Origin of the sequence: Acidiphilium rubrum (genome assembly GCF_900156265.1) — a bacterium.
GTDB lineage: Bacteria > Pseudomonadota > Alphaproteobacteria > Acetobacterales > Acetobacteraceae > Acidiphilium > Acidiphilium rubrum.
This window is the reverse complement of sequence record NZ_FTNE01000001.1, coordinates 327,226-336,326: the sequence shown is the minus strand read 5'-3', so window position 1 is coordinate 336,326 and position 9,101 is coordinate 327,226. Positions and strand designations below refer to the sequence as shown.

Genomic DNA, 9,101 nt, shown 5'->3' with positions numbered 1-9,101 from the left:
GATCAAACTCGCCGTCCAGGTCGAGACATTGAAGAAATCAATTCGCCTGCATCTGCCGCGATCGATGCCGGATCAGGTCATTCTCCGCTACGCTCTGGCCAGACTGCCCAGGTTACTGGTCTGAGCCCAGGGGCGGTTGCCCCGACCGGTCCCGATCTCATCCAACTCCAGCGCCGACACATCGCCAAGCTCATCAAAACCAGCCCAGAGCGGCCGGTGAGTCGTCACGCGCCCACGACGTCAGGTTGCATAGCTAATTGTAGAAGAATTGAATGAAACGCCCTCATGAATAAATGCGGCTAGGCCTATTGGTAGATCTTCGATCAGCGTGTCACCGTGCAGCAATTGGACAGAGACCGAGGTGGAGGCGATGAAATTAATGGCGTAGACAATAGACTCGCCTAGCTTCAACCCCTCTGGCACTGGTACCAGCACTACACCGAGTTCATGCAAGCGTTCTTGGTCATAACGTCGTGGACTGAATCCCTCAGGGATGGTCAGGTAAATCGGATCCCCCAATCCCAAATATTTGATCTGCGCCTCATACAGCGGCGAGACGCCGATCGATAAAAACGATGGCGGAATCTGTCCGAACTCGGCAGCAAGTTCCTGTTCGACATATGCGGCGGATGTGATAATCCTGATTGACCTCGTAGTCATTTTTTGTTCCCAATCAAGATTTGAATCTCATCGATTGATAAAGAAACGAATTCTGAGGGTCGGATCGCCCGGTCGTCGACATAAAAACCGTGAAATCCGCACCAAGGCTTGCCCACATGGACCTCATCGTAGGGAATGTCGTGCTGCTTCAACCATCCAATGATCAAAGGCAGCGTATGCGCATTAATTTTTCCGACAGAATTATCGTATGTTCTCATATTACGAGAAGTATAAATAATTATATCAAATCCTAACTTTTTATAGTTACGCACTGTGTCGATTACGTCATGGTTTGGCGCTTGTTCCGAATACGACAAAGTGGAATCACCTAATGTGAGTGTATTATCTAGATCGATTACAATTCGTTTTGTATTCATGAAAAATATTCTATAAGAATAGCTATTATTAGGTTTGCTACAACTTTCATTGTCACCTTGATCCTCATTCCCTGCCCTCACATCAAATTAACAACCAAAGTTAGTCGCGATTAGCTTATCCTGGAGACCACCGGAGCGGAGCCCAAGATTAGGGCTTAGCTGGGAGAGGAGAGGATGCAAAGTGCATCGCTATTGGCTGAAAATACACTCAATGACTCCATTCACGCAAACAGTTAATTTTTCTTAAACTAAAAATATTAAATCGCTATAGGACGTTAAATATGAGTTCTTTCAGTATCATATCAATTTTGAGATGATACACGAGCGGTATTCCTAAATATAACTGGGATCCGTTGTCGTGAATGGCGAACAGAGCGACAGTTGCTCCATTTTTTTCGCTAATTGTCATGGGTTTAACCATCTGAATACAGTCCTGGAATATAACGCAGTTGTTGAGCACTAGCTTGGCGAGGCAGAAGTCCATATGGCAGGATAACTGCAACACTCTTTGTTCGTGGCGATTCCTATCATTTAGCGGTAAATAGAGATAAGATATCAAATTTGCCTCACCTGTGCCTTGTAGTGGCCAACAGGCCGCCTTGACCCTGCCATCGGCTTCAAGCTCTATAGTTATCTGTAGACGCTCGCCTGTGTTCTCGAAAAACAGGAAAGGTGCCGATTCGTCGAATCTTTGTGTGCCATAAAGTGAGCATTGCTGCCGAACTGCCACAGTCTCCCAGGTTATAGGAGGAAATGGCGCGCAGTTATAGAAGTCACATTCCACCTTAGTCTGTTCAAATGCATCATGTATATAGGTAAGAAAGATAAATATCCGAGTTTTTATAGTATAACTCGATTCTGTTCGGAGCTCTTCTATGAGGCTCTGTCCGAGTGGCGTTGCAACTAATATCGTTTCCGGGGCATTAGGATCACGCCGGAACCATTTCAGCAAGCAAATGTTGGGGGACAGACGCTTGCTATCTAGTAGATCTGAGAATTGCACCAGCCCTTTCTCTTTGAAATCGTTCTTCCAGAACATTTTGCAGAGGGTTGTTCGCTGCCCGGTCCCGATTAAATCAATTACGGTACCAGGCAGAATTTCTTCAAGCGGCGCCCTAAGCCCCTGCCAATAGTTGAGCAGGTCTTCGTGTATTTCGGCCACAAGCCCCCAGTCCGCTCGTGAAGCAATGAAACCTTCGATCTGGTCTCCGACCAGCCTGTCAATCCCCCATCTTTCGTGCAAACGGGCGCCCGCCGCGGCAAATCCGCGAAGCTTTGGCCAGTGCCATTCGTTCGGAAGTTCCTTCCACGTTGTGCAGCGATACGAGTCCTCTTGTATGCTTTCCACTAATCGCGCACGCGCCAAGTCCGGTTCGAAGCGGCGGAAAAACAGGCTGTTCGAGGCGATGGGCACGAACCAGCCAAAATTCGGAAATATCAGTTCAGCATAGCGGAATGATTCGATATGGCCGTTGAGCAACGTATGCCCCCAGGCCGCACGCTGCCCACCGCGGATGATATGGACCCTTTCGCTGATTTCAAGCTCATCGGGGATCTCTGTCGACTTGCCTAGATTAACGATTAATGCGGAGTCAGAGTCAGTGAAATGGAGGAAATTCCAAACCAGCATCTGAAAAAATTCATAACTTTCATTATAGAGGACTGAAAAGACAAACTCCGTTGCGACCACCACCAAGCTCCCTTCAGCCATCTCCCTATTAAATTCGGGATTGACAATCGATTACTACAAAACTCTTCGTCACTATGATTGCCACGATTGAGCGCTTTCCGTTTGATGGCCCGTTGGTACCGTAATGACATTTTCTCACCCAACTGTGAAATAAGTCAGACAGGGTGTATCAAATAAGGAGAGTGCTAGCAACCAAAAGTTGTAACCGATCTTGGCATTGGTCCGCGGGCGTGTAATGCGTGCTAAATCGGCAACCGAGGCATTTCAGACGGTCGATCCGAGGAATGAGGCGGGATGGGCGATCTGACTGACTTGAATTTGCGGGTAGCCTTCCCGGCGGCGGATTGATGTTTTGGTACCCGCGCCTGGGCAGAATCGAATCGCGGCTGCCAGACCCAGGTTCCATCGCCTCACGCTCATGAATGCGCTGAGGCAGGCTCGATCGATGCCCTGTTCGACCTGCTCGCCGCCCATGGCGGCGAGGATTATCACGGCGAGGCGGTGACCCAGTTGCAGCACGCGCTGCAATGCGCGCATCGCGCCGAACAGGCCGGCGCCGCGCCGCCGCTGGTCGCCGCCGCGCTGTTCCATGACGCGGGTCATCTGATCCATGATCTTGGGGAAGACGCCGCCGAACGCGGGATCGATGATGTCCACGAAGCCCGTGGTGCCGCGCTGCTGCAAACGCTGTTCGGGCCCGGCGTTACCGAACCGGTGCGACTGCATGTGGAGGCCAAGCGGTGCCTCTGCGCGATCGATACCGGTTATTATGAGGCGCTCTCGCCTGCCTCGCGCACGTCGCTCGCGCTGCAAGGCGGTGTGATGAGCGCCGAAGCGGCCGAGGCGTTCCTGGCCATGCCCTTCGCCGGTGACGCCGTTCGCCTGCGCCGGTGGGATGATCAGGCCAAGGACCCGATGGCGAGCACGCCGCCGCTCGATCATTACCGGGACATCCTGAGCCGCGCTGCGCTCGGCCGCGCGACGGCGGTGACGGCCGGCGGCTGAGCGGGGCGGACGATGGCGCGGGGTTACGCCGTCGGTTCGACGATGAGCGCCACACGGTGGGAGGGGTAGATTGCAAAGCAGAGTTCGAGCGGCGTGTTCGCCGCGGTGACGTTGACGTTCTCGCAGTGCAGGACCGGTGCGTCACGTTCGAGTTCGAGCAAGGCGCATTCGCGCGGTGTCGGCATGCGGCAGGTGATGCGCGAGCGGAGGCGGAGGTAGTCGGCAATGCCGATCTGCGCGAGGGCGGCGGTGATGGTGGCGTGGTTGAGCAGCGCCGCGTGCAGCCCTTCGAGGCGGGCGGGGAAGATATGGCGCGAGAGCGACAGCGGCCGGGCATCGGCGGTGCCGCGCCGGAGCAGTTCGAGCACGGGTTCGCCCGCCGCCAGACCGAGCACCTCGCGGATGATCGTGCATTCGGGGAGATCGGCCGGATCGATCATGCGCAGGGAGAGCTTGTCGCCGAACGGTTCGCGGTTGTGCCGGCGCACCCATTCGGAAAACCGGGGCCGCAGGTTGATCTGATAGTCGAGCACTGGTTCGGCGACGAAGGAGCCTCGGCCGTGCTCGATCCGGATCAGGCGGTCGCGGGCGAGGTCTTCCAGCGCGCGGCGGACGGTGTGGCGGTTGACCGCGAAGCGGCTGGCAAGTGCTGCTTCCGGGGGCAGGCGGCCGCCGGGTACGATGGCGCCGGACGCGATGTCCTCGCGCAGCTGCGCTGCGATTCGGGTCCAGACCGCGATGCCGGTGGCGCGTGCCATCAGGCCGCGATCAGGCGGACCGGCACGCCGCTGGGCGAGGCGGGCGAGGCGTCATCCGACATTATATGTCTGCGTCATCCGACATTATATTTCGGCGTCATCCGACGCGGGTACCCTCGCGCCAGACCGCGCGGACCACCGGCAGCGTATCGTGCAGGCGGACCCGGATGATATCGGCGCGCAGACCCGGCGCGAGGCGGCCGCGATCGGTGAGGCCGACCATCGCCGCGGGGTTGGCGGTGATCAGGCGGATGGCGTGTGGCAGGTCGCACGCGCCATGGGCCACGCAGGCGAACGCCGCCTCGATCATCGAGGCGGGGACGTAATCCGAGGCGAGGGCATCGACCAGCCCGGCGCGGATGAGGTCCAGCGCCGCGACATTGCCCGAATGCGAACCGCCGCGCACGATGTTGGGCGCACCGGCGATCGTGGTCATGCCGCAGGCACGCGCCGCGGCGGCGGCGGCGTGCGTGACCGGGAACTCGGCGATCGCGATGCCATCGGCGTGGTTGCGGGCGATTTCCTCGACCGTGCGATCGTCATGCGAGGCGATCGGCACGGCGCGCGCCCGGGCGCGCTCGAGCACCAGGGCGCGGTTGGGCGCGTTGAACCGGGCCTGCGCATCGGCGAGGCGGCCGATCATGGTGGTGATCGCCTCATCCGTATGGCCCTCGCGGCGGCGCATCCGGCGGAATTTTTCGACATCGGCGTATTGGCCGACGCCGGGGCTGTGATCCATCAGGCTGATCAGCCGGACCAGGGCATCGTCGATAGCCCGATCGAGCATGGCGGGGAGTTCGCCGGCGGGTAGTTCGCAGCGCAGATGCAGATAATGGTCCGATCTGAGCATGCCGGTCGCGGCGAGGGCCTGCAGGTCGTTCAGCCCGTCATCGAAGGTCTGGTTGCGGCCCTGTTCGAAGCCGATGTCACCGAGGCAGAGCGCATCGAACACGGTGGTGACGCCGGCGACCGCGCATTGGGCGTCATGCGCCAGCAGGGCGGACCGGGAGGGCCAGCGCGCGTTGCTGCGGGGCAGGACCTGGCGTTCGAGATTATCGGTGTGCAGATCGATGATGCCGGGCGTGAGGTAATCGCCGTCGCAGTCGATGCCGCCGGGGGCGGTGCCCGCCTCGATCGTGATGATGATCCCGTTCTCGATCACGAGGCTGCCGGTGATCACGCGATCGTCGAGGATGATTTGGGCGTTGCTCAGCAGCGTCATGCGGGCTCCAGGGCGGCGGTGTCGTCCACCGCAGGGGTCAGGGTGAGGGTGCGGTCGGCGATGCGGTCGCGGCTGGCGGTGTCGTGCAGAATGCCGATCACGGCGGTGCCGGCCGATTTCACCTCGTTGATCAGGCGTACCACCTCGTCGCGGTTGGCGCTATCGAGCGAGGCGGTCGGTTCGTCGAGCAACAGGATCGGCCATGCGGCGACGAAACTGCGCGCGAGATTGACGCGCTGCTGTTCGCCGCCGGAAAACGTCGCCGGCGGCAGCGCGTGCAGGCGCGGCGCGATGCCGAGGCGTTCGAGCATGGCGGCGGCGCGGCGCTGTGCGATCGCCGGTTCGAGGCTGCGGGCGAGGAGCGTTTCGGCCACGATGTCGCGCGCGGCGACCCGCGGCATCGCGCGCAGGAACTGCGAGACATAGCCGAGCGTGGCGCGGCGGAGCGCGATGATGGTTTGCGGATCGGCTTGCGCCAGATCGACCATGGCATCGTCCTGACGGACCATGATCCGCCCGCGATCGATCCGGTAATTGCCGTAGAGGGCGCGCAGCAGCGTCGATTTTCCCGCACCGGACGGGCCGGCGAGGACGACGCATTCACCGGCCCGCACCGTGATTGCGGCATCGCGCAGGACCGCGAGCCGCACGCCGCCTTGCAGGTGGAGGGTGAAGGTCTTGTCGAGGCCTTCGGCGCGGATCATCGGCGTGCTCATGCCGGCAGCACCGAGGCGACCAGGAGCTGGGTGTATTCGTGATGCGGATCGTCGAGCACCTGATCGGTCAGCCCGTGCTCGACGATCCTGCCGTGGCGCATCACGATCAGGCGGTCGGCGAGGAGACGGGCGACGCCGATATCGTGCGTCACGAGCAGGACGGCGAGGCCGAGGCGGCGGACCAGCGAGCGGATCAGGTCGAGAATCCGCGCCTGGACCGAGACGTCGAGCCCGCCGGTCGGTTCGTCCATGAACACCAGTTCGGGGTCGGTGACGAGCGTCGCGGCGATCTGCAGGCGTTGGAGCATGCCGCCCGAGAAGGTGCGCGGCAGATCGTCGAGCCGCTGCGGATCGATCTCGACCGCTTCGAGCCAGCGTGACGCCGTCGCGCGGATTTCCGCGTAGTTGCGGGCACCGGAGGCCATCAGCCGCTCGCCGATGTTGCCGCCCGCGGTGATATCGAGCCGAAGGGCGGCCCGCGGGTCCTGCGCCACATAGCCCCAGCGCGCGCGCTGGAGTTTGCGCACGGCAATCTCGCCGCGCGCGGCGAGGCTGAGTGCTGCGCTGCCATCGTGAAACAGCACGTCGCCCGATTGCGGCGCCAACCGGCCCGACAAGACGTTGAGCAGGGTGGTCTTGCCCGATCCGCTTTCACCGACGATGGCGAGAATTTCGTGGCGGCGCAGCAGGAGCGAGACATCATCCAGCGCCGGGACCCGGCCGAACCGATGGGTGAGGCCGCGGGCTTGCAGCAACGGGGTCATGGGAGGTCCGCGCGGTTTGCGGCGCAATGATCGGTGTCCGAACAGGCGAACATCCGGCCGCCGCGATCATCGATCACGATTTCATCGAGATAGGTATCATCCGCGCCGCACAGCGCGCAGAGCGCCGGGGCGCGCACCGGATCGAACGGGCGGTCTTCGAAATCGAGGGACACCACCGCGGTATAGGGCGGCACCGCGTAGATGCGCTTCTCGCGCCCGGCGCCGAACAATTGCAGGGCGGGCATCAGGTGGAGCTTGGGGTTGTCGAAGGCGGGGATCGGCGAGGGCGACATCAGATACCGGCGATTGACCATCACCGGATGGTCGTAGGACACCGCGACCCGTCCGAAGCGGGTGATATCCTCGTACAGTTTCACCTGCATCGGGCCATAATCGGCCATCGCGTGCATCCGCCGGGCGCTCGCGCGGCTGGGTTCGAGGCGGTAGAGCGGTTCGGGCATCGGCACCTGATATACGATGATCTGATCCTCCCGCAGGGGGCGCTCGGGGATCCGGTGCCTGGTCTGGATCAGGCTGGCCTCGGCGGTGTGCGTGGTGGTTTGCACGCCGGCGGTGCGGGCGAAAAACTGCCGGATCGAGACGGCGTTGGTGGTGTCATCGGCGCCCTGATCGATCACTTTCAGCACGTCGGTCGCCCCGATGATGGCGGCGGTGACTTGAATGCCGCCGGTGCCCCAGCCGTAGGGCAGCGGCATTTCGCGCCCGGCGAAGGGAACCTGATGGCCCGGGATCGCGACGGCCTTGAGGATCGCGCGGCGGATCATCCGCTTGGTCTGTTCATCGAGATAGGCGAAATTATACCCCTGCATCGTCACGCTCCGGCCCGGATGCCATCGCTTCGGCCCGCATCGCCCGGATGGTTTCGAGCTCGCTCTGGAAATCGACGTGATGCGGCAGTTTCAGATGTTCGACGAAGCCGGTCGCCTCGATATTGTCGCAATGCGACAGCACGAATTCGACATTCTGCGCCGGGGCCGCGATGGCCTCGCCCAGCTCGCCCGCGCGCATCGCGCGATCGACCAGCGCCATCGCCATCGCCTTGCGATCGGCATGACCGAAGCACAGCCCGTACCCGCGGGTGAATTGCGGCGGCGCGGTTTTCGAGCCGGCGAACTGGTTCACCATCTGGCATTCGGTCAGCACCACGTCACCGATCTCGATCGCGAAGCCGAGTTCGGGCGGCACGATCGAGATTGCGACCTCGCCCATCCGCAATTCGCCGACGAACGGATGGGTATGGCCGTAGCCGCGCTGCGTCGAATAGCCGAGCGCCAGCAAAAACCCCTCGTCGCCGCGCGCCAGCGCCTGCAGGCGCTGATCGCGCGCGGCGGGAAAGGCGAGCGGGCGCATGGTCAGATCGCCGGGTTCGCCAGCGCTCGCCGGATCGGGTTCGATCAGGGCTTCGGCGCCGAGCAGATCGGTCGCGCGCGGCATCGGCACGGGTTCGGCATCGGGCGATGCCTCGATGGGCGGGGATGGTTCGGGTGGTGCGAAATCGAGCAGGCGATGGGTGTAATCCGTGGTCGGGCCGAGGCGCTGGCCGCCCGGGAGGTCTTTGAAGATCGCTGAAATCCGGCGCTGGGTGAGCATGAGCCCGGTATCGATCGGTTCGCTGTCGATCAGGCGCGGCAGCGTGGTCCGGTAGGCGCGCAGCAGAAACGCCGCCTCGATCAGATCGCCCTGGGCTTGCAGGATCGCCATGGCGGCGAGTTCGCGGTCGTGCAGCGCGCCCTCCGCCATCACCCGATCGACCGCGCGCCCGAGCTGGCGGGCGATCTGTGCGGCATCGATGCCGGGACCCGCGCCGTCGCCCCGGCGGACCCGGGCGAGCCAGGCGTGTGCCGCCGCGATGGCCGCCTCACCGCCCTTGACCGCGACATAGGCCATG

The 9,101-nt window shown here is 61.5% G+C and carries 11 protein-coding genes; 1 reads left to right on the top strand and 10 read right to left on the bottom strand.

Annotation, left to right across the window (positions count from 1 at the left end; translation table 11 throughout):
- Positions 1-240 precede the first annotated feature (240 nt).
- The 4 genes from BW994_RS01525 to BW994_RS18995 all read right to left on the bottom strand — a co-directional run bounded on the left by BW994_RS01525 (position 241) and on the right by BW994_RS18995 (position 3,201).
- Positions 241-660: a hypothetical protein gene (locus tag BW994_RS01525; RefSeq protein ID WP_076454308.1), complete on the bottom strand. Its 420-nt coding sequence runs from the start codon at positions 658-660 to the stop codon at positions 241-243.
- Positions 657-1,037: an HAD family hydrolase gene (locus BW994_RS01520; protein ID WP_029312870.1), complete on the bottom strand. Its 381-nt coding sequence runs from the start codon at positions 1,035-1,037 to the stop codon at positions 657-659. Before BW994_RS01520 ends, BW994_RS01525 begins: the two co-directional genes overlap by 4 nt.
- A gap of 265 nt (positions 1,038-1,302) precedes the next feature.
- Positions 1,303-2,748: a hypothetical protein gene (locus BW994_RS01515; protein WP_029312871.1), complete on the bottom strand. Its 1,446-nt coding sequence runs from the start codon at positions 2,746-2,748 to the stop codon at positions 1,303-1,305.
- A 243-nt stretch (positions 2,749-2,991) separates the two neighbouring features.
- Positions 2,992-3,201, bottom strand: coding sequence for a hypothetical protein (locus BW994_RS18995; RefSeq protein ID WP_217696422.1), 210 nt, complete (start codon positions 3,199-3,201; stop codon positions 2,992-2,994).
- A 27-nt stretch (positions 3,202-3,228) separates the two neighbouring features.
- On the opposite strand from BW994_RS18995, the gene BW994_RS01510 reads away from it, so the two are divergent.
- A complete protein-coding gene (locus BW994_RS01510; RefSeq protein ID WP_245594175.1) occupies positions 3,229-3,732 on the top strand; it encodes an HD domain-containing protein in 504 nt (167 codons plus the stop codon).
- A 23-nt stretch (positions 3,733-3,755) separates the two neighbouring features.
- Here BW994_RS01510 and phnF read toward each other — a convergent pair whose 3' ends face one another.
- The 6 genes from phnF to BW994_RS01480 form a co-directional block, all read right to left on the bottom strand.
- Positions 3,756-4,490: a phosphonate metabolism transcriptional regulator PhnF gene (gene phnF / locus BW994_RS01505; RefSeq protein WP_029312874.1), complete on the bottom strand. Its 735-nt coding sequence runs from the start codon at positions 4,488-4,490 to the stop codon at positions 3,756-3,758.
- A 97-nt stretch (positions 4,491-4,587) separates the two neighbouring features.
- Positions 4,588-5,712, bottom strand: a complete 1,125-nt coding sequence (locus tag BW994_RS01500; protein WP_029312875.1) for an alpha-D-ribose 1-methylphosphonate 5-triphosphate diphosphatase — start codon at positions 5,710-5,712, stop codon at positions 4,588-4,590.
- Complete coding sequence (gene phnL, locus BW994_RS01495) at positions 5,709-6,428, bottom strand: phosphonate C-P lyase system protein PhnL (protein WP_029312876.1); 720 nt, start codon at positions 6,426-6,428, stop codon at positions 5,709-5,711. Before phnL ends, BW994_RS01500 begins: the two co-directional genes overlap by 4 nt.
- Positions 6,425-7,192, bottom strand: coding sequence for a phosphonate C-P lyase system protein PhnK (phnK, locus tag BW994_RS01490; protein WP_029312877.1), 768 nt, complete (start codon positions 7,190-7,192; stop codon positions 6,425-6,427). Before phnK ends, phnL begins: the two co-directional genes overlap by 4 nt.
- Positions 7,189-8,022 (bottom strand): alpha-D-ribose 1-methylphosphonate 5-phosphate C-P-lyase PhnJ, encoded by an 834-nt coding sequence (locus BW994_RS01485; RefSeq protein WP_029312878.1) that lies wholly within the window; start codon positions 8,020-8,022, stop codon positions 7,189-7,191. Before BW994_RS01485 ends, phnK begins: the two co-directional genes overlap by 4 nt.
- A complete protein-coding gene (locus BW994_RS01480; protein WP_029312879.1) occupies positions 8,009-9,100 on the bottom strand; it encodes a carbon-phosphorus lyase complex subunit PhnI in 1,092 nt (363 codons plus the stop codon). Before BW994_RS01480 ends, BW994_RS01485 begins: the two co-directional genes overlap by 14 nt.
- Position 9,101: the final 1 nt, after the last annotated feature.